Annotated in this window: 25 protein-coding genes; 12 read left to right on the plus strand and 13 right to left on the minus strand. The window is 63.2% G+C overall.

The window, feature by feature from the left end:
- Nucleotides 1-107: 107 nt before the first annotated feature.
- Complete coding sequence (locus AC1DTQ_RS00170; RefSeq protein WP_310089961.1) at nt 108-518, minus strand: type III secretion system chaperone family protein; 411 nt, start codon at nt 516-518, stop codon at nt 108-110.
- A gap of 40 nt (nt 519-558) precedes the next feature.
- On the opposite strand from AC1DTQ_RS00170, the gene AC1DTQ_RS00175 reads away from it, so the two are divergent.
- Nucleotides 559-894, plus strand: coding sequence for an MGMT family protein (locus AC1DTQ_RS00175; protein ID WP_477847030.1), 336 nt, complete (start codon nt 559-561; stop codon nt 892-894).
- 7 nt (nt 895-901) lie between these two features.
- On the opposite strand, the gene AC1DTQ_RS00180 is transcribed toward AC1DTQ_RS00175, so the two are convergent.
- On the minus strand, nt 902-1516 hold the full coding sequence (locus AC1DTQ_RS00180; RefSeq protein WP_477847031.1) for a 2OG-Fe(II) oxygenase: 615 nt from the start codon (nt 1514-1516) through the stop codon (nt 902-904).
- 37 nt (nt 1517-1553) lie between these two features.
- On the opposite strand from AC1DTQ_RS00180, the gene AC1DTQ_RS00185 reads away from it, so the two are divergent.
- The 6 genes from AC1DTQ_RS00185 to AC1DTQ_RS00210 all read left to right on the plus strand — a co-directional run bounded on the left by AC1DTQ_RS00185 (nt 1554) and on the right by AC1DTQ_RS00210 (nt 6807).
- Nucleotides 1554-2216 carry a rhomboid family intramembrane serine protease gene (locus tag AC1DTQ_RS00185; protein WP_477847033.1) on the plus strand — a complete coding sequence of 221 codons (663 nt, stop codon included), beginning with the start codon at nt 1554-1556 and terminating at the stop codon, nt 2214-2216.
- A gap of 216 nt (nt 2217-2432) precedes the next feature.
- A complete protein-coding gene (locus AC1DTQ_RS00190) occupies nt 2433-3593 on the plus strand; it encodes a DUF4331 family protein (RefSeq protein WP_477847034.1) in 1161 nt (386 codons plus the stop codon).
- Between the two features lie 85 nt (nt 3594-3678).
- Nucleotides 3679-4515: a helix-turn-helix domain-containing protein gene (locus AC1DTQ_RS00195; protein ID WP_477847036.1), complete on the plus strand. Its 837-nt coding sequence runs from the start codon at nt 3679-3681 to the stop codon at nt 4513-4515.
- A gap of 113 nt (nt 4516-4628) precedes the next feature.
- Nucleotides 4629-4766: a hypothetical protein gene (locus AC1DTQ_RS00200; RefSeq protein ID WP_310089965.1), complete on the plus strand. Its 138-nt coding sequence runs from the start codon at nt 4629-4631 to the stop codon at nt 4764-4766.
- Complete coding sequence (locus AC1DTQ_RS00205; RefSeq protein ID WP_477847037.1) at nt 4766-5794, plus strand: alpha/beta fold hydrolase; 1029 nt, start codon at nt 4766-4768, stop codon at nt 5792-5794. The genes AC1DTQ_RS00200 and AC1DTQ_RS00205 overlap by 1 nt, the downstream gene beginning before the upstream one ends.
- Nucleotides 5791-6807, plus strand: a complete 1017-nt coding sequence (locus tag AC1DTQ_RS00210; protein WP_477847038.1) for a saccharopine dehydrogenase family protein — start codon at nt 5791-5793, stop codon at nt 6805-6807. Before AC1DTQ_RS00205 ends, AC1DTQ_RS00210 begins: the two co-directional genes overlap by 4 nt.
- Nucleotides 6808-6919: 112 nt before the next feature.
- Here AC1DTQ_RS00210 and AC1DTQ_RS00215 read toward each other — a convergent pair whose 3' ends face one another.
- Together AC1DTQ_RS00215 and AC1DTQ_RS00220 are read right to left on the minus strand one after the other, a co-directional pair.
- A complete protein-coding gene (locus tag AC1DTQ_RS00215; protein WP_477847039.1) occupies nt 6920-8944 on the minus strand; it encodes a M13 family metallopeptidase in 2025 nt (674 codons plus the stop codon).
- Between the two features lie 170 nt (nt 8945-9114).
- Entirely contained in the window at nt 9115-11196 is a 2082-nt protein-coding gene (locus AC1DTQ_RS00220; RefSeq protein WP_477848333.1) for a M13 family metallopeptidase, read from the minus strand.
- A gap of 234 nt (nt 11197-11430) precedes the next feature.
- Here AC1DTQ_RS00220 and AC1DTQ_RS00225 point away from each other — a divergent pair, with 234 nt between their 5' ends.
- Nucleotides 11431-12804, plus strand: a complete 1374-nt coding sequence (locus AC1DTQ_RS00225; RefSeq protein WP_477847040.1) for an MBL fold metallo-hydrolase RNA specificity domain-containing protein — start codon at nt 11431-11433, stop codon at nt 12802-12804.
- 21 nt (nt 12805-12825) lie between these two features.
- On the opposite strand, the gene AC1DTQ_RS00230 is transcribed toward AC1DTQ_RS00225, so the two are convergent.
- Nucleotides 12826-14511, minus strand: coding sequence for a CHASE2 domain-containing protein (locus tag AC1DTQ_RS00230; protein WP_477847042.1), 1686 nt, complete (start codon nt 14509-14511; stop codon nt 12826-12828).
- Entirely contained in the window at nt 14508-16181 is a 1674-nt protein-coding gene (locus AC1DTQ_RS00235) for a FecR domain-containing protein (RefSeq protein WP_477847043.1), read from the minus strand. The genes AC1DTQ_RS00230 and AC1DTQ_RS00235 overlap by 4 nt, the downstream gene beginning before the upstream one ends.
- 148 nt (nt 16182-16329) lie before the next feature.
- Here AC1DTQ_RS00235 and AC1DTQ_RS00240 point away from each other — a divergent pair, with 148 nt between their 5' ends.
- A complete protein-coding gene (locus AC1DTQ_RS00240; RefSeq protein ID WP_477847044.1) occupies nt 16330-17946 on the plus strand; it encodes a phytoene desaturase family protein in 1617 nt (538 codons plus the stop codon).
- 58 nt (nt 17947-18004) lie between these two features.
- On the opposite strand, the gene AC1DTQ_RS00245 is transcribed toward AC1DTQ_RS00240, so the two are convergent.
- From AC1DTQ_RS00245 to trxA, 6 genes are all read right to left on the minus strand, one after another.
- Entirely contained in the window at nt 18005-19822 is a 1818-nt protein-coding gene (locus tag AC1DTQ_RS00245; RefSeq protein WP_477847045.1) for a DUF885 domain-containing protein, read from the minus strand.
- Nucleotides 19823-19911: 89 nt separating this feature from the next.
- Complete coding sequence (locus AC1DTQ_RS00250; RefSeq protein ID WP_477847047.1) at nt 19912-20688, minus strand: queuosine precursor transporter; 777 nt, start codon at nt 20686-20688, stop codon at nt 19912-19914.
- A complete protein-coding gene (locus tag AC1DTQ_RS00255; RefSeq protein ID WP_477847048.1) occupies nt 20685-20933 on the minus strand; it encodes a hypothetical protein in 249 nt (82 codons plus the stop codon). The genes AC1DTQ_RS00250 and AC1DTQ_RS00255 overlap by 4 nt, the downstream gene beginning before the upstream one ends.
- Before the next feature lie 36 nt (nt 20934-20969).
- The gene (locus AC1DTQ_RS00260) at nt 20970-21689 is read right to left on the minus strand and encodes a DUF502 domain-containing protein (protein ID WP_477847050.1); all 720 of its coding nucleotides are present in this window, start codon (nt 21687-21689) and stop codon (nt 20970-20972) included.
- Nucleotides 21690-21839: 150 nt separating this feature from the next.
- A complete protein-coding gene (locus tag AC1DTQ_RS00265; RefSeq protein ID WP_477847051.1) occupies nt 21840-22292 on the minus strand; it encodes a DUF4442 domain-containing protein in 453 nt (150 codons plus the stop codon).
- 265 nt (nt 22293-22557) lie between these two features.
- Nucleotides 22558-23421 carry a thioredoxin gene (gene trxA, locus AC1DTQ_RS00270; protein ID WP_477847052.1) on the minus strand — a complete coding sequence of 288 codons (864 nt, stop codon included), beginning with the start codon at nt 23419-23421 and terminating at the stop codon, nt 22558-22560.
- A 248-nt stretch (nt 23422-23669) separates the two neighbouring features.
- On the opposite strand from trxA, the gene AC1DTQ_RS00275 reads away from it, so the two are divergent.
- From AC1DTQ_RS00275 to AC1DTQ_RS00285, 3 genes are read left to right on the plus strand one after another with little or no spacing between them, the layout of a single operon-like run.
- Nucleotides 23670-23792: a hypothetical protein gene (locus tag AC1DTQ_RS00275; protein WP_477847054.1), complete on the plus strand. Its 123-nt coding sequence runs from the start codon at nt 23670-23672 to the stop codon at nt 23790-23792.
- Nucleotides 23789-24004 (plus strand): helix-turn-helix transcriptional regulator, encoded by a 216-nt coding sequence (locus tag AC1DTQ_RS00280; protein ID WP_477847056.1) that lies wholly within the window; start codon nt 23789-23791, stop codon nt 24002-24004. The genes AC1DTQ_RS00275 and AC1DTQ_RS00280 overlap by 4 nt, the downstream gene beginning before the upstream one ends.
- Complete coding sequence (locus AC1DTQ_RS00285) at nt 24001-24594, plus strand: DUF998 domain-containing protein (protein WP_477847057.1); 594 nt, start codon at nt 24001-24003, stop codon at nt 24592-24594. The genes AC1DTQ_RS00280 and AC1DTQ_RS00285 overlap by 4 nt, the downstream gene beginning before the upstream one ends.
- 149 nt (nt 24595-24743) lie before the next feature.
- Here AC1DTQ_RS00285 and AC1DTQ_RS00290 read toward each other — a convergent pair whose 3' ends face one another.
- Nucleotides 24744-26072: a metal-dependent hydrolase family protein gene (locus AC1DTQ_RS00290; protein WP_477847059.1), complete on the minus strand. Its 1329-nt coding sequence runs from the start codon at nt 26070-26072 to the stop codon at nt 24744-24746.
- Between the last annotated feature and the right edge of the window lie 56 nt (nt 26073-26128).

Genomic DNA, 26128 nt, shown 5'->3' on the forward strand with positions numbered 1-26128 from the left:
ACGGATGAGGGCACGGCAATTACTCGCCACTCAATCTTCCATTACAAGCTGACAATCCATTCCCTCATCCGCCCTTCGGGCACCTTCTCCCAGCGGGAGAAGGAAAATCAGAGCAGATCGCCTTCCGCCGACAACGCGCGTTCCATACTGTCGCCCAGCCCGCCGATTTCCAGCACCATGCGATCCACTTCCGATGGAGTCAGGCCTTCGTAAGGGCGGTTCTCGCATAGCTGCAGGTAGGGCACGCCATCCAGGTCGCCGACGGCCAGATAACCCACGCTGCTCTGCCAGTTGAAACCCAATGCGCGCCGCGCATCGATGCCCGTGATCGGTGCGAGCACCGTGCTCACGCGCAGGTAGCCGCGCTCGTCGTCGTTGCCCAGTTCGGACAGGAAGATCGCCTGGTGCCGGTTGCCGCTGTCCAGCGAAAGTTCCACGCAGGCCACATAGGGTTCGTGCATGGTGACCTTGTAGCCGGATTTGGTCAGATGGCTGCGGATCTGCTCGAAATTCTGCATATCGTGCTCCTTTGCATCGCGGCCGTTATGCTAATGCCTCATGGCCGACAAGTCTCCCGTCGAACGCATCCTCGCCGCAATACGCGCGATTCCGCGCGGGCAGGTGGCCGGCTATGGCGAGGTCGCGCATCGCGCAGGATTGCCGGGTCGGGCGCGTCTCGCCGCGAAAGTGCTGAGCGAAAACACGGATCCGAAACTTCCCTGGCATCGCGTATTGCGATCGGACGGAAGGATCGCATTGCCGGAAGGTTCGCAAGGGTACCGGGAACAATGCCAGCGCCTGCGCGCCGAGGGTGTGATGGTGGTCAAGGGACGGGTGCGCGGTCTCAAGGCGGCGCGCACGGTGGACGAGCAGGTGTGGGGGCCGCCTGGATAAACGGCGCTCAGGCCACGCGCTTGCGCAACCATGCCGCCACGCTCAAACGCTCGCGCGTCGCGGGCAGTACTTCGTGTTCGATCCCGCTCAGAAAAACAACGCTGGTCCCCGCATGGGGCAGTACGTCGATAGCGCCTTGCGGCAGGTGCAGGCGCAGCGCGCCGCCGTGCTCGGGTAGCCAGTCCTCATTGAGATAGCTGACCATCGACAACACGCGCGCATCGCTATCCTGGAACTGGTCGCGATGGCGATGGTAGGAGGCCCCAGTCGGATAGCAGGCGAAATGCGCTTCCTCTTCCTCCAAGCCCAGGAACAGGCGCCGATTCATCGCCACGCGCAAGCTGCGCAGCGCAGCGAGATAAGCGGTGGCCGCGGTGCCCGAATCGGCGTCCATCCATCGCGTATCGTCGCCGCGAATGGCGATGCGCAGATGGTGGCTGCGACCATGCCCCACTTCCGCCGGACGCAGGGCGTCGGTTGCCTGCAGTCGCCTTAACTCGACGCGCAGTCCCGAAGTGCCGGACGCACTGGGAAATCCGAGTAGTAGGCAAGCACCATGTTGATCCAGGGCCTCGGCGAGCGCGGCTGGGTCACGCAGGACCGCCGCGGGCAGGGAAGGCATGCCGGTATGATAGGCCTCAGGCAACCAGAGAAGCGTGATGTTCCCAAGAATTCCCCCGATCACCCAGGGATTGATCATCGCCAACGTGATCGTATTCCTGCTGCAGCAGCTGCTTGGCGACCCTGCGATGGCGTCGATGATGCTTTGGCCGCTGGGTCCGAACGGATTGGACTTGTTTTCGGCCGCCTATGAATTCAAGCCCTGGCAGCTGCTGACCTACGGTTTCATGCATGGCAGTTTTATGCACTTGCTGTTCAACATGCTGGCGCTGTACATGTTCGGTGCACCATTGGAATACACCTGGGGCAACCGGCGTTTCCTGACCTATTTCCTGGTGTGCGTTGCCGGAGCAGGCGTGTTGCAGCTGATAGTGGGCTGGTGGACCGTGTCTCAAGGTGGCGTTCCGTACCCTACGGTCGGCGCATCGGGCGGTGTATTCGGCGTACTGCTGGCCTATGGCATGTTGTTCCCCAACCAGCGCGTCATGCTGCTGTTCCCGCCGATTCCCATGAAGGCGCGCACTTTGGTGATCGTCTACGGCGCCATCGAACTGATGTTGGGGTTCACCGGATGGCAGCCCGGAGTGGCGCACTTCGCGCATCTGGGCGGCATGCTGTTCGGTTGGCTGCTGATCCGCTATTGGCGCGGGCAGCCGCCATTCAATAAACGCCGGCCGCCGGGGCCGCGGATCGTACGCTGACCGGAAACGAAAAGGCGCGGATATCCGCGCCTTTTTTATACCCGTTGAACTAGTGCAGGCAGCCGCAACGGTCATGACTAAAGATTTCGATAGCGGCGCAAATACCTATCGGTTGTGATGGCAGCCCAATTGAAGCTAAAGGTGCCTGCCGTGCCGCAACAACATTCTTTTACGTGGCGATTGGCCGCGACAGCTGTCGGGATAATGTTTTGGGCCGTGAGTCCGAAATGCACCGCCTCGGACCATCTCGACACACGCACCGTGATCGATGACCCGCGGGCCGACATCGGAGACCTTTACGCCTGGATATCCTCCGATGGCAGGCGCTTGAACCTGGTGATGGCCATCGTGGGTCACAGCTTTTCGGACAAGCTGAGTTATACCTTTCACGTCGACAGCGGCGAGCGATTCGGTCAGACGATCGTGAATACGGACATCGTGTGTCGATTTCCTGCGGCAAGGAAGGTCGAGTGCGATGTCGGCAATATCGATCATGCGAGCGGCGATGCCGGCGAGCCAGGGGGAATCGAAGGTCGCAAGGCGCGATTCCGCGTGTTCGCCGGATTGCGCGACGATCCGTTCTTCAACAACGTGAAGGGCGCTCGTGACGCCTATCAGGTGGCGGCCGCCGGTTTGAAGCGCGGCGCCGCCGTGGATGCGGCCAAGTGTCCGACCTTCGACAAGGCGACCTCGCAAATGTTGCTGGACAAATGGCGCCACACCGAGGGCGGGCCGGCGCAGGACTTCCTGGATGGATGGACGCCGGCGTCTCTGGTGATTTCGGTCGATCTGGATGCGATCGACGAGGGAGGCCGCATGCTTGCGGTCTGGGGGACCACATCGACGGCGCAGCGACAGCTCGATCGCATGGGCAGACCACTGACCGGCAATGCGTTGCTGGCGCCATTGGCCGCGGACGAAGTGAGCGACGCGCTCAAGGAGCAGTACAACGCCGGTACGCGCGCGGAATGGGCGAAACTGGCCCCGGTCATCCAGGAAACCCTAGGGCTGTACGATGGCTTCGATGGCGTCTGCGGTAACCAGTTACTGGCGGATCGGTCGAAGGAACCGGCGATGCGCTATCGCGCGATGGCCGAGCTACTAGCCGACGATCGGCTGTGGGTGAACAGCGCGTCGCGAATCTGCACGCAGTTCTTCGCCGTGGAACTCGCGCACCTGGACGGCAAGGCGGAACTGCGAGACGACTGCGGCGGCCGGACGCCGACTCAGGACGCGGTGGACGTGTATCGCTCGTTGCTGGTCAACGGCACCACGTCCGGCGTCGAGGATGGCGTCGACCGGGATGCGCGACAGCATTCCACGGTCGAATTTCCCTTCCTGGCGGCTCCTTCGGCCGCTGCCTACAAAGGACATTGAATAGGCTGGTCCTCCCGTAAACACAACGCGCTCGCGCATCCGGTAGGCTAGCGGCATCGCCATGCAGGGCCGCACGTCCATTCCGATGTCTGATTTCGAAGTCAATGGTCTGCTCGACACCGGTATCGTCGCGGTGAAGGACGTGCGTTGCCTTGGTACCTGCCGTCATCGCAGCGCGGAGGAATGCGCTGCGTCGACGCATCTGGTGTTCCCGTATCGCGGCGTCTACATGCGGCATGTCGGCGAGGATCAGTCGGTAGCCGACGCCAACCACGTGCTGTTTTTCAACTCGGGCGAGGGCTATCAGGTCAGTCATCCGGTCACCGGCGGCGACGACAGTCTGGTGCTGGCGGTGTCGCAGCCGTTGCTCCGCGAACTTGTCCCGGCTGCGCTGGTCGTCAAGCGCGATGAGTTCGGCTTCCGCGGACAATCCCTGCGTATCGATCCACGCGCACAGGCGCTAGTCGCATTGCTGAGGCACAGTCTTCGAAGCGGCAGCATCGAACCGCTGGAAGCCGAAAGCCTGGCGCTGACCCTCGTGTGCCGCAGCCTGGGACCGCGCACCACGCACGAGAAGAGCGCGACCCATGCGCGGCAACGATTGGTGGATCGGGTCAAGGTGTTGCTGGCCAGCGACCTGACCCGGCGTTGGAGCTTGGCGGAAATCGCCGCGGAGATCGGCGGATCGGCGGTCTATCTGACCCAGACCTTCCAGCAGGTCGAAGGCGTGCCGCTCTACCGTTACCACTTGCGCTTGCGCCTGGCGCGGGCACTCGACCTGGTTACCGGTTACGACGATATGTCGGCCTTAGCGCTGGACCTGGGCTTCTCCAGTCACAGCCACTTCGCCGCTGCGTTCAAGCAGGCCTATGGGCGTTCGCCGACTGCATTCAGGCAGTCCGCATTGACGAAAAGTCTGTAGCTGCCCAACTCTGTTGCCGCAAACCGAAAACACCTAAAGATTTCGACAGCCGCCATCCCGAACGGATGGTTTCCTATGCATGCCCGATTCGCGGGTATGTTTTGGAGAGTGTCATGGCTGAGAAAACCTGTGCCGCATGCGATTGCGAGCTGGACGAGAACCTCATCACGGTCACCATAGGCGGCCGCACCGTAGAGGTGTGTTGCGAGGAATGCGCCGAGAAATTGCGCGAGGCCGGAGCGCAGGCGTGATGGAAGAGAGCATCCTTGCGCGAACCCTGACCCGGCGGAATTTTCTTGCCGCGACCACGAGCGCACTCGCGTTCGGTGCGCTGACCGGTTGCGCGTCGTCCCTCGCGGGCGACGCGCGGTCTTCCTCGCGCTTGGATGCAGGCGCGTTCCACAGTGCCCGACGCTACGCGAAGACGAGCCACGGAAACATCGCCTACGTCGAACGAGGCGCCGGACCCGCCGCTTTGTTTCTGCACGGATTTCCGTTGAACGGTTTTCAATGGCGCGGTGCGCTGGAGCGTCTGTCGCCCTACCGTCGCTGTATCGCGCCGGATTTTCTGGGTATGGGCTACACCCAGGTAGCCGAAGGACAAAGTTGCGCACCCGAAGCGCAGGTAGAGATGTTGTTGGCGCTGCTCGATGCGCTTTCGGTGGACAGTGTCGATGTGGTCGCCAACGACAGCGGCGGGGCAGTGGCGCAACTGCTGGTGGCGCAACACGGCCATCGCGTGCGTACGCTGCTGCTCACCAATTGCGACGTCGAGCACGACAGTCCGCCACCCGCGCTGCTGCCGGTGATCGAACTGGCCAAAGAAGGCAGGTTCGTGGACGAATGGCTGGGCAAGTGGCATGCGGACACGGCGCTGGCGCGTTCGCCAGACGGTATCGGCGGCATGTGCTACGCCGATCCGGCCAATCCCACCGACGAGGCGATCGACACTTATTTCGGGCCATTGCTGAGCACGCAGCGACGCATGGACAACGCACATGCCTACGCCGTCGCGCTGGAACGTAATGCGCTGGCGGGCATCGGGCCGGCGCTCAGGCGCTGCAAGGTGCCGACCCGGATCGTGTGGGGCATGGGCGACACGATTTTTTCGAAGAAGAGTCCTCGCGATCTCGACCACGCGTTCGGTCATTCGCGCGGGGTCAGATTGCTCGAAGGCAGCAAGCTGTTCTGGCCGGAAGAGCGCCCGGATGTGATCGCCGAGGAAGCGCAGCGATTATGGAACGCATGGGTACCCACTAACGCAAGGACATTCAGATGAGCAGCAATCGTACCGTCGCGGTGTATGGCGCTTATGGACATACCGCCCGCTTCGTCGTTGCCGAGTTGTGCGGACATGGATGGAGCCCGGTCCTGTCTGGACGCGACGCGGACAAGCTGGCTGCGTTGGGCAAGGTGTTCCCCGACTTGGAAAAGCGGCTGGCATCGGTCGAAGATCCGGCCTCGCTCGATCGCGCATTCGAAGGCGCTGTGGCGGTCATCAACTGCGCCGGTCCTTTTTTGGATACAGCGGTACCAGTGATCGAAGCGGCGTTGCGCGCGCGCATCCACTATTTGGATGTATGCGCCGAGCAACGAGCCGCGCTCGAGGTGTTCGAACGTTTCGCCGACGCCGCGAAAGTGGCAGGGGTGACGGTCATGCCAGCGATGGCGTTCTATGGCGGCTTGACGGATCTGCTGGCGACTGCCGCACTTGGCGACTGGCCGGACGCCGATGCAATCGATATCGCAGTCGCGCTGGACAGTTGGCATCCCACGACCGGCACTCGACGGACCGGCGAGCGCAACCACTATCGGCGTCTGGTGATCGCAGGCGGCAAGCTAGAGCCGCTCGCCGATCCGCCGCCCTCGCGTGAATGGATGTTTCCCATGCCATTCGGAACGCAAGAGGTAGTCGCCGTTCCGTTGGCCGAGATCGTCACCATCTCGCATCACGTGCGCAGCACCGAAGTGCATTCGTACATGAATCTCGCGCCACTCAGGGATCTGCGCGATCCGCACACACCGACTCCGGTGCCAACCGACGTACACGGACGGTCCTCGCAAATCTTCGCAGTCGATGCAAGGGTGCGCAGAAGTGGCCGGACGCGTCGCGCCACGGTTCACGGACGCGACATCTACGCGGTCACCGCGCCTCTGGTGGTGGAGGCGATGCGGCGCATAGTCGATGGACGCAGCAAGGCGACCGGAGTCGTCGCGGCTGGAGAAGCCTTCGATGCAGAGGACTTCCTCGAATCGCTGCCGGCGTTGCGTTTTGCTTTCGCGGATGCATGACCATCGCCCGAAACGCGACCGCGACCCACGGGCTACTCAGCATGCCCGGATATCGACACACAAGAAAAAGGCGCGGATGTCCGCGCCTCTTTCTTTACTCAACCAGCGATATTCAACGCCAAAGCTTGATCTGATCCGCGTCGCTGCGGCGCATCGGCTGACCGGCCTTGCAGCTGAAGGATTCGCCGAAGGCGGGCTGATTGGTCAGCGGGCCGTTGCTGCGCCATTGGCCGGGGGCGTGCACGTCGGTGGCGATGCGCTGCGCCGCTTCGGCGGTCGAAATCTGCTGCGCCCACAGTTCCGACCAGCTGCGGAACAGCGTCTGCTTGGCGCCCAGGTTGGGCGCAAGCTGGGCATTGGTGAACGCGTCCCAGGCCAGTTCCACACCGGCCAGGTCGGCCAGGTTCTCGTCCTGCGTCAGCGTGCCGTTGACCTTGGCGTTGCTCGAAGCAGGGTAGGGGTAGCCGTTGTATTGCGCCGCCACGCGCGAGCCGATCCCGTTCCAAGCCGTCACATCGGCAGGCGTCCACCAGTCGCGCAGTTCGCCATTGGCATCGATCATGCGGCCGCGAATGTCGAAGCCACGATTCAGCTCATGCCCAACTAGGGCGCCATAGGACCCGTACAACGCCGAATCGCCACGATTGACATCGAAGACCGGCGCCTGCAACACGGCGGCCGTCACGATCAGACGGTTCTGCGCCAGGTCGTAGGCCAGCGCGGGCTGCTGCGGCAGCACGTCCCAGCGGCGGTCCGCGTTGCCTTTGCCTATCCGCTTCATCTCTTCGCGGTGGCGCCAAGTCGAAGCGATGAGGATGTTGCTGCCGAAGCTGCCGCGGCCCATCGGCTGCACGCTGTAATCCAGGTCGCGGCGCGGAGTTCCGATTTCGATCTTCAGCTTCTCGATCTTGGACTTGGCTTCGGCTTTCGCCGAAGCGCTCATCCAGGCGTTGCGTTCGATGCCGCGTGCCAACGCCTCGCGTACGTTCTGGGCGATGGACTCCGCCTTGCCCTTACTGCTGGAGGGCAAATAGCGTCCCGCATACTCGCGGCCCAACATGGGGCCCGCGGCGGTGTTGATGGCGTTGAGTACCTGTTGCCAGCGCGGAGCCGGTGCGGCTTCGCCCTTCAGCACACGCCCGCGGAATTCGAAGTTCGCGTCGCGGTAAGGTTTGGCCAGGTAGGGGGCCATGGCGTCGCCCACTTGCCAACGCAGATAGATCTTCCACTGGTCCGGCTTCAGGCTGCCGATCAGGGTGTTGAGTTCGGCGAACAAGGCCGGATTGACCAGCGAAACGGTGTCGTCGTTGACGCCCTGGGCCTTGAGGAAGGCGTCCAGCTGCAGGTTGCGGTACTGCTTGCCCAGATCCTTGGTCGCGACCGGCAGGTAGTTGGACAGTGGATTGCTCAGCTCCTGAAACGGCTTGGAAGCGCGCGCGATCCGGGTTTCCAGATCGATCACCGCGTTGGCTTCGGTGTCCAGCTTTTCGGGCTTGGTGCCGGTCAGGGCCAGGATCTGTTTCACGTAGTTCTTGTAACGGCCCAGCAGTTCGCGCGTGTCGGCGTCGGTACGGGTGTAGTACGCCGGGTCGGGCAGGCCCAGGCCACCTTGCGAGAAATAGCCGATGTGGCGGTCCAGCGCCTTCAGGTCCACGTCCGGGCTGAAGTTGAAGGCGACCGGGATGCCGATCTGGTGCAGCGCGGCAATGGCGGCGGGTACGTCCTTGGATTTCTTGATGCCGCTGATGCGGTCCAGCAACGGGGCGATGGGCTTGGCGCCATCGGCCTCAACGGCCGCTTCGTCCAGGCCGCTGGCCCAGAAATCCCCCAGCAGCTTCTGCACATTGCCTTGCGGCGTCTGCATGGCGGCGTCCAGCAGCTGGCGCTGTTGCTGCTGGCTGCGCTCCAGTAGCTGCCCCAGCGCGGTCAGCGAGCCTGCGCCAGGGGGCAACGGATTGGTCTTGAGCCATTCGGCGTTGGCGCTGGAGTAGAAATCGGTGCATTCGGCACTGACCGTAGGCGCCCTGGGTGCTTTCTTTTTCTTCTTGGCGGCCTGGGCATCGGTAACGCCGAGTGCGGCCACCAGGGCGAAGGCGAGCAGGGTGGGCTTGCTGAGAGCATTGCGCAGTGGCGGCATCAGGGATTTCCGTGTCGGTGAATGCCGTGGATTCTAGCAAGCGCCGGCGCCGTACCCATGAACATGTCCGGTAAAAGCGAGGCCCCGCAAACGGGCCCGTCAAACTGGCCCCGCCAAAGCGAAGGCCCGGACGATGCCGGGCCTTCGGGTCTTGCGTGGAACGCTGGGGTTTACCAGATCACGACTTTCTGGCCGTCGGCACGCACCATCGGGTCGCCGGCCTTGCACGAGAACGCGGCGGCGAACGCGGGCATGTTGGACGGGGCGCCGATGGCGCGGAAGTTGGCCGGCGCGTGCGGGTCGGTCTTCAGGCGCACGGTCAGTTCTTCCGGAGTGAAGTTGCGGCGCCACACCGTGGCCCAGTTGAGGAAGAAGCGCTGGTCACGGGTCAGGCCGTCGGTCTTCGGATCGGGTGAACCGTCGGTGGCCTTCTTCATGGCGTCATAGGCGGTGGCGATGCCGCCCAGGTCGGCGATGTTTTCGCCCAGGGTCAGGTTGCCGTTGACCTTGGTGCCATTGGCGTCGTAACCGTTGAACTGGCTGACCAGCTTGCCGGTACCGGCCTGGAACGCCTTCTTGTCGGCCGGCGTCCACCAGTCCTCGAAGTTGCCGGTCGGCCCGAACTGTGCACCCTGATCGTCGTAGCCGTGGGTCATTTCGTGGCCGATCACCGCACCGATGCCGCCGTAATTCATTTCGTCGGTGGCCTTGGCGTCGAAGAACGGCGGCTGCAGAATCGCGGCCGGGAACACGATCTCGTTCTGCAGCGGGTTGTAATAGGCATTGACGGTCTGCGGGCTCATGCCCCATTCGGTCTTGTCCACCGGTTTGCCGACCTTGCCCAGGTTCCACTTGTAGTTGAACTCGGTGGCGGCGATCACGTTGCCGATGTAACTGTCGCGACTGGTCGACAGGCCGGTCCATTCACGCCACTTGTCGGGGTAGCCGATCTTGGGAGTGAAGGTTTCCCACTTGGCGATGGCCTTCTTCTTGGTCTCGTCGCTCATCCAGGCCAGGTTCTCGATGCGGGCCTTGAGCGCGGTACGCAGATTGCCCACCAGCGTTTCCATCTTGGCCTTGGATTCGGCCGGGAAGGCGACCTTCACGTACATCTGGCCCAGCGCTTCGCCGGCCTGATCTTCGACGGTGCCCAGCACGCGCTTCCAGCGCGGCTTGATTTCCTTCTGTCCGCGCAAAGTCTTGGCGTAGAAGTCGAAGTTTTCGTTGGCGAAGGCATCGCTCAGGTACGGCGAAGCGCCATCGATGGTGTGGAAGCGCAGGTAGCTGCGCCAGGTGGCCGGGGCGGTATCGTCCAGCATCTTGCTGACTTCCTGGTGGAAGGCGGGAATGGCCAGCGAGAATTTCTCTTGCGGCGCCACGCCCTGCGATTCGAAGAATTTGGTCCACGAGAAATTGGGCGTCAGCTTGTCGGCGTCTGCCAGCGTGACCGGGTTGTAGTACAGCGAGACATCGCGCGACAGCTCTTCGCTGGATTTGGAGACCTTAGCCAGGCGTGTCTCGAACGCGATCACGGCCTTAGCCTGTTCGGCCGCATCGGCGGCGGCTACGCCGGACAATTCCAGCACCTTGGCGATGTGCGCCTGATAGGCGTCCAGTTTGGCCTTGTTCTCGGGCTTGATGTAGTACTCGCGGTCCGGCAGACCCAGGCCACCCTGCGAGGCGTAGGCCATGTTGACCGCGGAGTTCTTGAAGTCGGCTTGGGCGCCGAAACCAAACAGACCATTCTGGCCCTTGGCCGCGTTGCTCTGGATGTAGGCGACGATCGCGTTCTTGTCGTTCAGGCCGTCGATGGCGGTCAGTTCACCCTTGATCGGGTCGATGCCCTGGGCATTGATCTTGGCTTCGTCCATGCCGGTCGACCACAGATCGCCGACGATCTTTTCTACGCCGGTGGCGTTCTTGTCGGCGGCAGCCTGTTCGGCCAACTGCTGCTGGGCGGCGGTGGAGCGCTCGGCCAGCATTTCGAAGGCGCCCCAACTGGTGCGGTCGCTCGGGATGGCGTTGGCGGCGAGCCACTTGCCGTTCACGTAGCCGCCAAAGTCCGCACAGGCGTTCTTGCTGGTGTCCAGGTCGCTGACCAGGAAGCGGTTGACCGGCGGCAGCTTGGATTCGTCCAGCTTCAGCGCAGCGGGTTCGGACGTGGCGGCGGAAGTGCCGGCGGCGGGCGCCGCGGCCTCTTCCTTCTTGCCGCAGGCGGCCAGGGCCACGCTCACGGCCACGGACAACAACAGGATCTGGGGTTTACGAATCACAGACTACTCCGGCCCCGAAAGGGCATAGATAAGGAAAAACCCCCTCTAGGGGGCGTGCGCGGACTCTACGCCTGCAGTCGCTCCACTGAGGGTGTCGAAGGTCATGCAGCGGTCATAATTATTCCTTCACATCAGGCACTTGCCGGTTAGGACTTGCCGGGCGCGTGCTAGGGTTCGGGCGGCACGGAAAGCGTGTCTAACAGGGAGCGGGCGATGCAGGTCGAATTCCATGGCGCCGCGGGCGAAGTCACCGGCTCCATGCATCTGGTGGTGGCCGCCGGCAAGCGCATCCTGCTCGACTGCGGAATGATGCAGGGCAGCCGCGAAGCCGAGGCCCGCAACACCGACCCTTTTCCATTCGAACCCAGGCAGCTCGACGCGTTGGTGATCAGCCACGCGCACATCGACCATATCGGGCGCGTGCCGCTGCTGGTCAAGCGCGGTTTCGCCGGGCCGATCTTCATCCAGCAAGCCGGCGGCGAGCTGATGCCGGTGATGCTGCTGGATTCGGCATCGCTAGCCGAATCCGACGCCGAACGCGCGAACCGAAAGCTGCGCCCCGGCGACACCGAAGTAGTGCCGCTGTACACGCGCGAAGATGTGGAACGGGCCATGCGCCAGCTGCAGCCGATGCCGTACGGCACGCGCCGCGAGATTCTGCCGGGTGTTGAGATAGCGTTCCGCGATGCGGGACATATCCTGGGTTCTTCCATCACCGAACTGTGGGCGGACGGAAAGAAATTAGTATTTTCCGGCGACCTCGGCCCGAACGGCACGCCGATCCTGAGGGACCCTGAAACCATCGGCGAAGCGGATCTGGTGTTGATGGAATCCACCTATGGCGACCGCAACCATCGCGACCGCCTGGACACCATCCACGAACTGGGCGAAATATTCGCCCAAGCCTGGCAAGAAGGCGGCAACGTGCTGATTCCCGCGTTCGCAGTGGGCCGCAGCCAGGAGTTGCTGTACTGGTTCGCCCGGCATTGGGACGACTGGCAGCTGTCGCGATGGAAGATCTTTCTGGACAGCCCGATGGCGGCGAAAGTCGTTTCGATCTACGAGCGCCACACCGACCTATTCGACGCCGATGCGCAACAGGTATGGAAGGGAAAGCCCAATCCGTTCCAACTACCCAACCTGCGCATCACCGAGAGCGCGCAGGATTCGATGGCCATCAACGAGGTGCAAGGCGGTGCGATCATCATCGCCGGTTCCGGCATGGCCAATGGCGGACGCATTCTGCATCACCTCAAGCACAACCTGGGCCGCGCCAGCACGCACTTGGTGTTCGTCGGTTATCAGGCCGAAGGCACGCTGGGCAGGCGTTTGGTCGACGGCGCTCAATGGGCGCGCATCCATGGCCGCGATTACCGGGTGAATGCGCAACGGCATACGGTGGGCGGACTGTCCGCGCATGCCGACCAGCGTGGCCTGATGGCATGGTACGGCGGCTTTGCGGCGCATCCGCCGCTGGTGCTGGTGCATGGCGAAGACAAGGCGCGCGAAGCCCTGGCGGGCGAGATCGGTGAACGCGACGGCGTCCAAGTGCGACTGGCGAGGCCGGGCATGGTGTTGCCGGTCTAGTGGTTGCGACCGCGGGTCGTTTCAGCCCTGCGCAAAACCCCGTTCGCCGGTGTGGCTGAAGCTGCGGTTGCGGCCGGCCTGCTTGGCCTTATAGAGCGCATTGTCGGCAAGCTCGAACACATCCGCCGCGGTTTCCTCTTCCCTCTGGCTGGTGTGGATGCCGATGCTGGCGGTGAACGGCGGTAAAGGCACGTGGTTGCCGCAGCGCGAGGACAGGTTTGCCAAGTCCACATGGATGGTCGTGGCGATGGCGGCGGCGGCCTGCGGCGTGGTTTCGGGCAGCAGCACGGCGAATTCATCGCCACCCAGGCGCGCGACCAAATCGCGCGGCCGGCGCGCGCGGCCACGCAAGATAGTGGACAATTCGCGCAGCACTTCGTCGCCGGCCGGATGTCCCAGACCGTCGTTCAATTTCTTGAAGTGATCCACGTCCAGCAGCAGCAGCGAAAGCGGCTGGCCGCTGCGCCGCGACAAGCGCAATTCCTGCTCCAGGTACTCATCGAACTTGATCCGATTGGCCAGGCCGGTCAGCGAATCGGACTGGGCTTGCTGGCGCGTGCGTCGCAGCATGCGCAGAATCCGCATCAAAGCGCCAACACCCAGGACCAACAAGGCGGACATCGGCGGATACCACACGTGGCCGAATCGCAGCAGCAACCACGAAAGCAACGGCACCGCCAGTAGGCCCACAAGGATCGGCCGCCAGAGTTGGCGCAGGCCCGGCATTCCGAACAACAGGAGCGGCAATATCACCAGCAGTATAGAAATGCTGATCTGCGCGGCCATGGACAACGGCACCACGGCCTGTTGGCGTATCAGCATGTTCAGCGCATTGGCCTGGTAGTCCACGCCAGACAAGCGTGGCTCGGTGGCGTACCGGCCCGGCGTGGCCAGTTCGTCGCCCATGCCGGCAGCGGTCACCCCCACCAGCACCCAATGCCCGCGCAGCAGCGAGCTGGGCACGCGTCCTTTCACCACGTCCACGTACGAAACGCTCTGGAATCCGTTCGGCGGATTGATGTAAGGCACCAGCACCTGGTAATCGCGCACCCAGCGATGCGGCGAAGCTTCCTGCAGGTCAGCGTCGCGCCGCCCCGGCAGCTCGGCGCTGGGATTGGGGTCGGCGTCATTTCCGATCTGGCTCAAGGCCAGCGCCAACGATGGCCAATGCGGCGAGCCCAAGCCCGCGCGCAGGAACATGCTGCGCGCCACGCCATCGTTGTCCAATGCCATGTCCACATGGCCCAGCGAAGCGGCCGACGAGGCGAATTCCGGAATCGGCATCAATTCCACGGAGAGGCCGTTGAGGCGCTCGGCTTCGGCATAGACCGGCAGCACCACCTTGCCGCTCTTGTTCAATGCCTGCGCAAGCAGGGCGTCGCCTTCGGGGTCGAACAGGGCCGGCTCGGACAGCAGGATGTCCATGGCGATGCCGCGCACGCCTGCCGTGTTGAGACGCGCCACCAAGTCGGCGTGGGTGCGTCGCGACCAAGGCCAACGCCCCAGTTCGGCGAGGCTTTTTTCGTCTATCGCCACCACCAGGATACGGTCGTCGGCGACAGGCGAGGGAGCCAGCGTGTCGTACATCCAGGCATCGGCGCGCCAGGTCACAGCGAACAGATGCAGCAGAGTCACCACGGATGCCGCAGCCAGTGCGACAAGCACACGGGACTTGATCCGGGTCAGCTGCGGGCGGGAGGCTTTCATAGCGACAGTAGTATCCACAACATGCCGCCGCTGGCGATGACCTTGCACAGGCCGCAGGGTATTTCTACCCGCTGCGCCGGCGGGAATGGGCCTTCGAAGCCATCGCTGCCGATAGCCTGGGCACGCAGGTACCAAGTGCCCGCGCGGAGTTTGGGCAGGGTGATCTGCGGTCGATCCACGACCTCATCGACGCGCGGATCGTGGAAATCCGGCGAACGCGATAGTTGGAAACGATAGTGCTGGCCCACTTCGCCGGCTCGCCAGCGGAAGGTCACGCTGCGCGAGTCGCTGCTTTCGTTGTTGATTTCGCCTGCTTCCGGCAATGGCCGCAAAGCGAACGCGACCGGGTCGCTGAAAAGTCCTCGCCGGCCATCGCTAGCATCGCTGGCGATGCGCCAGTAGTAGTCGCCCGCAGGCAGCGCCTGCGGCACGCGCAAGGAGGTGGACTTTTCCTGGGTGGAAACCACTGGGTTTTCGAACGCCGCATTGTCGGCCAGTTCAAAACGGTAACCCGCCACGTCGGCGACGTCGGCCCAACGGAAATCGGGTTGCGCTTGCCGCACGGTGCTGCCGGCTGCTGGCTCAAGCACGAAAGGGGGCTCTGGTAATATCTCCAGAGTGAAACGGGTGCTGGCATCGCGACCTTCCAGGCCTTGCGCATCGATCCCACGCACCCGCACAAAATATTGCCCGTCTGCCAGCAGGGGCAGGCTGGCCTGGGCATCGCGGGTTTCCAGATCGGCCAGCAGCGTGTCGAAGGTGGCCGTATCGCTGGCTTGCACGCGATAACGGTGAGCCCGGTCCAGTGGCGGCCATTGCAGTTCCGTACGCGCCGCGTTCGATATCGCGGGAATGCCGGAGAGGTCCGGCGGCGGTAGCAACGGCACGGCACGGATCGGCGCTGTCTGCCCGGCCGCGACCAAGGTGCCATAGCCGCGCTCGACGAGCGTATTGCCGGAGCGGGAATCTGCGCTGACGGCCACGCTGCCTTCGATCACCTCGGTCTGCGTGCGGACTTCTTCCGCGCTCACACGAAAGCGCGTGCCGCGTACGGCGGAACTGGCGCTGGGGGTGTCCACAATGAAGCTGGGAGACGCGCCGCGCGCGGGAGTCACGCTGTTGGTGATGCGGCCGCGCTGCAGCCGCAGGCGGGTATCGACCATGCCGCTCTTGCCGTAACGGCTCATGCGGTCCAGACGCAGCTCGCTTCCTCCCTGCAACAGCAATCTTGTGCCGTCGGCGAACTGCAGGGTCAAGGTGGCGTCCCGGACGGTGCGCAGCAGCGAGCCGATGCCAAGCTCCATGCCTTCGGTCACCATGGCCTCGGTTTTTCCGTTGCCGCTGACGGTGGCTTCACCGCGTACCGCCACCACCCGTGCGCGTGCCGGTTGCAGATGCAACCAGGCCACCGGGAAACGGATCGTGGAGCCGGGCGGCACTTGGTAGGGATTGGCGATGCGGTTGTGGACTTGCAGCCTCTGCCAGGGAATGCCTGGTTTGAGGTATTCGCTGGCAAGGTCCCAGACAGTGTCGCCAGGGCGAACACGGTAGCTCCAGTCTTCGGCATAGGCGATCGGCGCCCCCATCAGCAACAACAGCAGTATCAGGCACCTGGCCATCCTCCGGCTGCGGCCCTTGCCGGAATAGTCGATATTGAAGCTAGCCGCCATGCCCTTATGTGCCGATGCCCCCAGTTCGCAGATTATATGTGACTGAACTGACATTAAGTGGCCCGACTCGCGGCAGCGCTTCGCGTTGTGCGGATCATTTTCGGGGATGATTCACGCATACCGGCGATTGACGCCGAGGGAGCGAGGAATGGCCGCAGCGCCGAACAAACGCGATGTCCTGCTGGTGGGGGGTGGCCATAATGGCCTGGTTTGTGCCGCCTATCTGGCCAAGGCCGGGTTGAAGGTCACCGTGCTGGAACGCCGATCGGTGGTAGGCGGAGCGGCCGTGACCGAGGAATTCCACCCCGGCTTCCGCAATTCGGTAGCGTCCTACACGGTGTCGCTGCTGCAGCCCAAGGTCATCGCGGATCTGGATCTGCATGGACACGGATTGGAGGTCGTGCAGCGCAAGCGCAGCAATTTCCTGCCATTGCCCGACGGCCAATACTTGTTGACCGGAGGCGGCGAGACGCTCGAGCAGGTGGCCAAGTTCTCCCAGCGTGATGCCGAACGCCTGCCCGAATACGAACGCCGCCTGGACGCCATCGCCGACGTGCTGCGCGCGCTGGCCATGCAACCGCCGCCCAACGTCACCGATGGCGGTTGGTGGAAAGCGTTGCCCGAATTGATGCGCGCCGGGCGCTTGGGCAAACAGCTGCATGCGTTGGACGAAACCCTGCGTCAGGAATTGCTGGATCTGTTCACCATCTCCGCGGGCGAATACCTGGATCGCTGGTTCGAGAGCACGCCCATCAAAGCCGTGCTGGGCTTCGACGGCATCGTCGGCAACTACGCCAGTCCGTATACGCCGGGATCGGCTTACGTATTGCTGCATCACGTATTCGGCGAAGTGAACGGCGTGAAAGGGGCGTGGGGCCATGCCATCGGCGGCATGGGCGCGATCACCCAGGCGATGGCGAAGGCGGCCGTGGCCGCCGGCGTGGAAATCCGCACCGATGCCGGTGTGCGCGAAGTGCTGGTCGAGCAAGTCGACGGGAAGTCGGGCCGGGCCGTCGGCGTGCTCACCGAATCCGGCGAAACCCTGCGCGCGCGCGCGGTGGTCGCCAACGTCAATCCGAAGCTGCTATACGAGCGTCTGATGTCGCCGGCTGCGGTGCCTGCGCCGACCCGCGAACGCATGGCTAACTGGCGTTGCGGTTCCGGCACCCTGCGTATGAACGTGGCCTTGTCGCACTTGCCGGATTTCACTGCATTGCCGGGCGAAGGCGACCACCTCACCGCCGGCATCATCATGGCGCCGGACCTCGACTACATGGATCGCGCCTATCTGGATGCGCGCGCGCACGGCTGGTCGCGCGAGCCCATCGTCGAGATGCTGATTCCTTCCACGCTCGACAGCACATTGGCGCCGGCCGGACAGCACGTCGCCAGCCTGTTCTGTCAACAGGTGCAGCCGGAACTGTCCGATGGCCGCAGTTGGGACGATCATCGCGACGAAGTCGCCGACCTGATGATCGCAACGGTCGACAAATACGCGCCGGGTTTCAAGGAGTCGGTACTGGGAAGGCAGGTACTGACGCCGATGGATCTGGAGCGCGTCTTCGGCTTGATCGGCGGCGACATCTTCCATGGCGCGCTGTCGCTCAACCAGTTATTCAGCGCCAGGCCAATGGTGGGCCAGGCGGACTATCGCGGCGCCGTTCCCGGCCTGTATCTCTGCGGAGCCGGCACCCATCCCGGCGGCGGCGTGACCGGAGCGCCCGGACACAATGCGGCGAAGGTGGTCATCGCAGACCTTCGCTGATCGCTCCTGGCGACGTACGTGAGCAGGGTGGGCAACCGAGTGCCCACCCTGCGTCGGGTCAGCCCTTCTTGCTCGCGATCCAGCGGTCGACCTTCGCTTCCAGCACGTCCAACGGAACCGAACCGTCCTTCAGCACTTCTGCGTGGAATTCGCGGATGTCGAACTTGCTGCCCAATTCCTTTTCCGCCTTCGCGCGCACCTGCTTGATCTTCAACTCGCCGATTTTGTAGGCCAGCGCTTGCGCAGGCCAGGCGATGTAACGCTCGGCTTCGGCGGTGGCTTGCGTTTCGCTTTCGGCCGAATTGTCCAGCATGTACTTGATCACCTGTTCGCGGGTCCAGCCTTTGCTGTGCAGGCCGGTATCGGTGACCAGGCGGATCGCGCGCCACAGTTCGTTCTGCAGGTAGCCGAAGTAGTCATAGGGAGTCTCGTAGACGCCCAGCGACTTGCCCAGCGATTCGGAATACAGGCCCCAGCCCTCGATGAAGGCGGTTTCGCCGCCGAAGCGGCGGAACGCCGGCACTCCGCTGAGTTCCTGCTGCAGGGCGAGCTGGAAGTGATGCCCCGGGATCGCTTCGTGCAGATAGAGGTCTTCTGCATCCCAGGTCTTGCGGGTCGGCAGATCGTAAGTGTTGACGTAGAAGATGCCGGGACGGCTACCGTCCTCGCTGGGGCTCTGGTATTCGCCGCCGGCCGCGGATTTGGCGCGGAACTCCTCCACCGGGCGGATCTCGAACGGCGCCTTGGGCGTCAACGAGAACTGCTCGGGAATGCGCTTGTTGATCCTGGCTTCCAGCGCGCGGTAGTAGGCGAGCAGGGCGGGCTCATCTTTGAAGCTGAAGCGCGGGTCTGTCTGCATGAACTTGAAGAAATCCTGCAGCGAACCCTTGAAGCCGGTTTCGGCCATGAGCTTGCGGATCTCGCCGTGGATGCGCGCTACTTCGTTCAAACCGAGCTGGTGGATTTCCGCCGGGCTCATGTCGGTGGTGGTGGTGTTGCGGGCGTTGTAGGCGTACCACGCCTGGCCTTCCGGAAGCTTGTCCAGGCCCACGCTGTCGCGCGTGGCGGGCAGGTATTCGTCGTTGATGAAGGCGCGCAGCTCGCGGTAGGCGGGCACCAGCTGGTCGGCGATCATCGTGCGGTAGGCGGCGGTGAGGCGCTGCTTGTCGGCGGCGCTGAAATCGGCGGGCAGAGTCTTGATCGGTCCCCAGAACAGCGTTTCTTCAGGCTTGTCCTTGATCAGCGCATCCAGTTGCGGGATGACCTTGACCATCAGCGCGCGCGGCTGCACCACACCGGCTTTCATTCCCGCGCGCATGTTGGCGATGTCGGTATCGAACAACTGCGGCAGCTTGTTGCCGCGCGCCAGCCAGTTGTCATAATCCTTGACCGTCTTGAACGGCTGCGCGCTGGTGCCCGCCCCCAGCATCACCGCGTAGCTGGCGATGCTGGCCATCTGGTTGATCGGCATCATCCAGTCGGGAAAGCGCTCGCCTTCGAGTGAATTCTTCGAATCGCGCACGAAGATCTCGTAACTCAGCAGATCCTGGCCGCTCAGACCGTCGCTGCCCACGCCTTCGATGGTCTTCAGCCAGCGCTCGGTGAATTCGTGCTGCTGGCGGCGATATTCGGCCGAACCGAAATCGGGCAGCAGATCGTTGTAGCGGTTGTCGCCCTGGAAGGTGGCCTGGATCGGATTGAGTTTCAGCACCTCTTCCCAGTATTCGGCATACAGCTTGGTCAGTCGCGCGCCCTTGGCCTCGGAGACCTGGGTGGCCGCGGTCGGCGCCTTCTTAGCGGCTTCGGCTAGCGGCGCTGCGGTCAGCAGGACGGCGGCGGTGGCAAGTGCGAGCAGGCTGGGCAACAAACGATTCATCGGCAAGGCTCCGGAAGGTGGTAGCCCGCGAGAGTGCCGCAAGCGCGAGGCCGGGACCAGCGACAAAAGTCACGGATGGACCCGTCGGATCAATCCGCCGCGGCTTCCTCGCGCAGTTCCTGCTCGCGCGCGGCACCCAGGTAGGTGCGGATGCCGCGCCGCATCAGATAAAGCAGTGGGATCAACGCGATCGCCGCCAGCATCTTGTAGGCGTAGTTGACTGTGCTCACCGCCAGGAATAGCGAGGTCGGCCACTTCTGCGGTCCCAGCACGAAGGCGATGTACAGGACCACGAAACTGTCGACCAGCTGCGACACCGCGGTGGAACCGGTAGCGCGCAACCACACATGTTTCTCGCCGGTGACGTTGCGGATGCGGTGGAATACGGCGACGTCGATCAACTGCCCCAAAAGGAAGGCGACGATCGAGCCGGCGATCGTCCACATGCCCTGGCCGAAAATGGCGGCAAATGCCTTCTGATAGTCCGGCACGCCCTGCGACTGCGCAGCCGTTACCCACCATCCGGCCGGGGCCAGCGCAATGGCGGCGAAGGCGAACAGGAAGCCGTAAACGATCAACGCCACCGCCACCCAGGAAATGAACTTCACTCCGCGCCTGCCGAAGAATTCGTTGATGGTGTCGGTGAGGATGAACACCATCGGCCATAGCAGAGTGCCGGCGGTGAAACTCAGCGAACCCTTCTGCCCGAACAGATTCCATTCGAACGGCGCGATGCCCAGCGTGTCTTCCAGCGCGAAGATCTTGACGCCGATGAATTCGGCCAGCACCGCATTGACGCAGAAGAACGCGGCAAGTGCGATGAACAGCCTTACCGCGCGGTCGTCGAGCGTGCGGGACCGATTCATTCGGCCTCCCTTGGATACCGGCCTTGCGTATTGCGCATCGGCAGCGGAATTCCTTTCAGCTCCAGGTGGTTCTCGAAGGCTTCCTCGTGCGCCGGCGCCCATCCATCGTGGTTGTTCTGAAAGCAGCTCTTGCACACGGTCAACTCGTAACCAGGGATCTTTTGGTAGCCGTGCACGCCGGCGCCTGCTTTGCATCTGATGCCGCAGATATCGCAAGGAAAGGTCAGTACGTGTGCCTGGCGCATTTACTAACCTCTCTGCGGTCTAAAGAACTACCAGAATCAAACAGAAGCCGTCGGTGTCGGCGGCGGGTTTACTGGCGGATCCCGTGGTTTGTCTATGTCTCGCGTAAATGGCACCGTCTCAGGGCTCACCGCCCCGCCGGAGATGATGAAGCTCATGGCCTGGTCCACGGTCCAGTCGGTGGGCGTGAGCATTTCGATCGGTACGATTTCCAGATAGCCGGAAGTCGGATTGGGCGTGGTCGGCACGTACACGGCGGCGAGCTCGCGGCCGGTGCCTTCTTCTTTGAGGATGCGCGTCACCAGGCCAACCGATTTCATTTCCTTATGCGGAAAATCCACCAGCACCACACGCTGCGTGTTGCCCGGTTTGGTCTGCAGGATGTCCAGCAACTGCCGCGCGCTGGTGTAGATGGTGCTGGCCAGTGGGATGCGCAGGATCAACAGTTCGAACCAACCCAGCATGCGTTGCCCGATCACGCGCCGGGTCAGCACGCCGACCGCCAGGATCACGAACAGCGTCGCCACCAGCGCGATGCCGGCCTGCACCCATTGCGCGTTGAACCACCACATGTAATCGGGGAAGGAAGCGGCGATCTGGTGCGATAGCGGCTCCACCAGCGGCCTGCTGATGTCCGACAGCAGCACGAACACGAACTTCACCACCACCCACGTCAACCAGATGGGCAACAGGGTCAGCAGGCCGGTCAGGAAGAGCTTCTGCAGGGAGGGGCGGGGCGTGGGGGTATCGTTGGGCATGGCCGCATTGTAGCGGTGGGTGAGAGTGGGCGCTGGTCGTTGGTCGTTGTCCGATCCTTGCCGTCATCTCTCTATATCGTCATTCCCGCGTAGGCGGGAATGACTAAATAATTTTTGCCGCGATCGTCAAGCAGGCCAGCGCCCCTTTGCTTAACGATGCCTCGGCTTCAACCGCACGTAGATCTGCTTGCGAACGCGTGCGACCACGTCGCCTTGCGCGTCGATTATTTCGACTGGGAACCAGCGCAGGTATTTCTCGCCGCCCGCGGTCGCGGCGCGGATTTCGTCCAGGGCGCTGTCTTCCACGTTGAACTCGGCGTGCACGGTGCCCTTGCCAGGTTTGACGAACTCGATCTCCGCGGCTTTGTCCCAGACGATGTAGTCGTTGCCCAAGCATTCCTTGATCGGGATCATCCAGAACGGATCGGTCATGGCGAACAAGTTGCCGCCGAAATGCGTGCCGACGTAGTTGCGGTTCCAGGGGCGCATGCGCATTTCGACGCGGACATGGCGCCAGTCGGCGGAGAAGCGAGTGACATGGATGCCGCTGGCCACGAAGGGCGGCCAGAGATTGAAGATCAGGCGCAGGGTGGAGGGCTTCACGGGGTGGCTCGGTGGGGACCGGGTGGAACACTACCATACGATTGGGTATGGAGAGTCGGCGAGCGTCACCCCGAAGGACGCCATTCTCAAAAAAGGCCATCTCACGAGGACGAGGACGTCGCCCCAAGGAACGTCATCCCGGCGAATGCCGGGATCCATGTATCACTTCTCGCACAGATGGGTCCCGGCATTCGCCGGGATGACGGTCGTTGTTTTTTTCTTGGGCTGCGCGTTGACTGCGTACTGCTTGCCAAGCGCGTTGCCCTTAGAACAGCAGCGAAGACATCTTCCGTCGGTACTGGCCTACCAGGCTCTCGTCCTCGACCACGCGGAAGGCGTCGATAAGCGTCTTCTTCGGCAGTCCGTCCTCGTAGCCGCGGTCGCGCCGCAGCATTTCCAGAAACTGCTCCAGCGCGGCCTGTTCCTTGCCGCCCAGCAACTGCTGCGCGCCGAGCAGGTGGCGTGCGCGCAGGTCGTTCGGATTGGATGCGATTGCCGCTTCCAGCACTTCCGCTGGCGGGGCGTCCTTCAGTAGCGCGGCGAAGCTCAGTCGCGAGCGTGCGCGAATCGCACGGTCGTCGGTGGCTAAGTTGGTAGGCAGGGCATCGAGCAGGGCTTCGGCTTCGGTGGCTGCGCCGGTCTTGAGCAAGGCCAAGGCAAGATCGAGCTTGAGTTCGGCCTTGTCGGGCTCAGTCTCGATCGCCTTGCGCAGGGCTACCACTTGCGCATGCGGGTCCGCAGGCGCGACTTCTTCCGCAACAGGTTCTTCGTTGGCGGCCTGGCCGGGCTCGACCCCGTGCTGTTTCAGGAATTCACGCAGCTGGCCTTCCGGCACCGCCCCGGGGAAGCCGTCAACGATCTGTCCACCCTTGACCAGGAACACGGTCGGCACCGAACGGATCTGGAAAGCCGCGGCGATCTCCTGTTCCTTGTCCACATCGACCTTGGCCAGCCGGAAAGCGCCGTTGTATTCGCCAGCAAGCTTTTCCAGAGTCGGTCCCAGGGTCTTGCAGGGTCCGCACCAGGTCGCCCAGAAGTCGACCAGCACGGGAGTCTGCAGGGATTTCTGCAGGACTTCGGCTTCGAAGGTTTCGGTGGTGGCGTCGAAGACGTGGGCTTGGTCGGACATAGCGGGACTCATTGAAAAATCTGCGGGAGACATGGTGCCAGCTGGAACAGTAAACAAGTTCGTGTAAAAAAGACTGGACATGCACCTTTATGAATGTAATGTATAGCTTACATATAGTCACCTGTGGATTACGTGATGACCGCTCAGGGTCGATGGCTAATTGGAGTTTTATTGGTGGGCGCTGCGGCGTTGTGGCTGCTACTTGCCGGCCCCGCTCAACTCTTTGGATTCGATGGCGGGCAGGCCGGATGCTGAAGCTGCAGTGGGCCAGACCGTTCGTGATCGCTGATCTATGGGTATTCGCGTTGATGTGGGGATGGCTGCGCGAATACGCGGCAACGGCGCTGATCTACTGGCGCGACCATCGATGACCGGCACGCCGCTCGCCAACGAAATACGCCGCTTGCGTTTCGAACATGGCGAGATGACCCAGGAAGCGCTGGCGCAGGCCTGCGGAGTGACGCGCCAGACGATCATCGCGCTGGAGGCGGGGAAATATTCGCCATCGCTGGAACTGGCTTTCCGCATAGCGCGCGCATTCGGTGTTGATGTACAGGAGGTGTTTCGATGGAAGGTGGAATGAGCCGCGCAACGCGCTTCGCGGGCATCGTCGGCGCCGTGTTGTTCGCTGCGGCGGTGGCCGGATTCGGCGCGGCGCTGGACGGCTATCTACAGTCGCAGCATCCGGTGGCGCTTTTGGGCGCCAGGGATTTTCCGCATGCGCTCGCCTTCAACCTGCTGGCTTTCGTGGTCCCGGGAATGCTGGCAGGCGTAGTAGCGATGACGTTGCGCCATCGTTTGCCTGCAGATGCGGGCTGGGTATCGCGCATCGGCGCGCAACTGGTGTTCCTTTCGGCGCTGGCGTTCATCGCCATGGGTCTGCTGCCGCTCGACGCCAACGATCTGGAGAACGAAACCAGCCGTCTGCACGGCACGGCGTGGATGCTGTGGACCGTGGCTTTCTTCCCTGGCGCGGCGCTATTGGCGTTTGGATTGTGGCGCGATCGCCAGTGGTCGCGGTTCGCGCGTCTTAGCTTGGCTGCGGCGCTGGGCGTGCTAATTGCCGCGTTCGTGCAAACCGACGCGATTCCCGCCGGCGTTGCGCAGAGAATCGCATTCGCAGTCTGGTTCGCGTGGCTGGCGTACGCAGGCGTCTCACGAAGACGTTACTGACCCTCCGAAAAAAATGGAGGCGGTACGTGGGAGCGGCGTCCCGCCGCGAGCTCCTGCTCCTGCATGTGCGGCCTGCCAAAGCAAATGCTCGCGGCGAGACGCCGCTCCCACGGCGATAGGTTTCGTCAGTGACGGCGCTGGCGTTGCGGCTACTCGGCGTCGGGTTTCCGGTACACCACACCGTCCTTCATCACGAAATCCACCTTCATCACGTTGTTGATGTCGGCTACGGGATCGCCCGGCATGGCGATGATGTCGGCTCGCTTGCCGGTTTCGATCACGCCCTGGTCATCCACGCCGAGCACGCTGGCCGCATGCACGGTCGCCGCCTGCAGCGCGTAGGACGCGGGAATTCCCGCTTCGACCATGTAAAGAAATTCGCGCGCATTGTCGCCGTGCGGGCCCACGCCCATGTCGGTGCCGAAAGCGATCTTCACGCCGCTCTTGTAGGCCTTGCCGGCGGTCTGCTGGATCTGCGCGCCGATGCGGATCGCCTTGGGCCGCACGATCTCCGGGAAGTAACCGTCGATCTTGGCCTTGTCGGCGACGAAACGTCCCGCATAGATGGTGGGCACGTACCAGGTGCCTTTCTGCTTCATCAGCGACATGACTTCGTCGGTCATCTCGGTGCCGTGCTCGATGCTGGTGACGCCGCCCAATACCGCACGCTTCATGCCTTCGGCGCCGTGCGCGTGCGCGGCGACCTTGTAGCCGTAGTCGTTGGCGGTGTCGACGATGGCGCGCACTTCTTCCACGGTGAACTGCGGCGCATCGGCCGATTTCGCGTAGCTGAGAACGCCGCCGGTGGCGGTGATCTTGATCACGTCGCTGCCGTCCTTGTAGCGCTGGCGCACGGCCTGGCGCGCGTCGTCGACGGAATTGATCACGCCTTCAGTCGGGCCGGGCGGGCCCAGCAGGTGCTCCAGCTCGCTGTTGAAGCCGTTGCTGGGGTCGGCATGGCCGCCGGTGGTGGCGATGGATTTGCCGGCCGCATAAATACGCGGGCCCTTCACCAGGCCTTGGTTCACGGCATCCCGCAGATGCGGGCTCACCTCGCCGCCCAGATCGCGCACGCTGGTGAAGCCGGCCATCAGGGTCTTATCCGCATAACCGACCGACCGGAAAGCATAGTCGGTGGGATCCAGGCGGAAGCCTTCGGAATAGCTTTGCGGGCTGGACTGCGAGCCCAAGTGCACGTGCAGGTCGGTCCAGCCGGGCATGCAGGTACGGCCGGCGAGGACGATGGATTCGGTGCCGTCCGCTAGTTTGGCGCGCCCCGGCACCACGGAGTCGATCTTGCCGTCGCGCACGACGATGGTGTGTTCGCCCAGCATCTTCCCGCTGCGGGCATCGAACAGGCGCTCGCAGTGCAAGGCCTGTGCAGGCCTGGTATCCGGAGAGGGAGCGACGGAAGGGGATTCGGCGGCGGTTGCGGCCTGGCTGGCCAGGGCGAACAGGAAAAAGGGCTTCAGGCGCATGACGGGCTCCAGGAAAGGTCGGCCATCATAGCCATCGGCATGGCGATGCTTGGTGC

This window comes from Pseudoxanthomonas sp. P4_B2 (assembly GCF_056402315.1).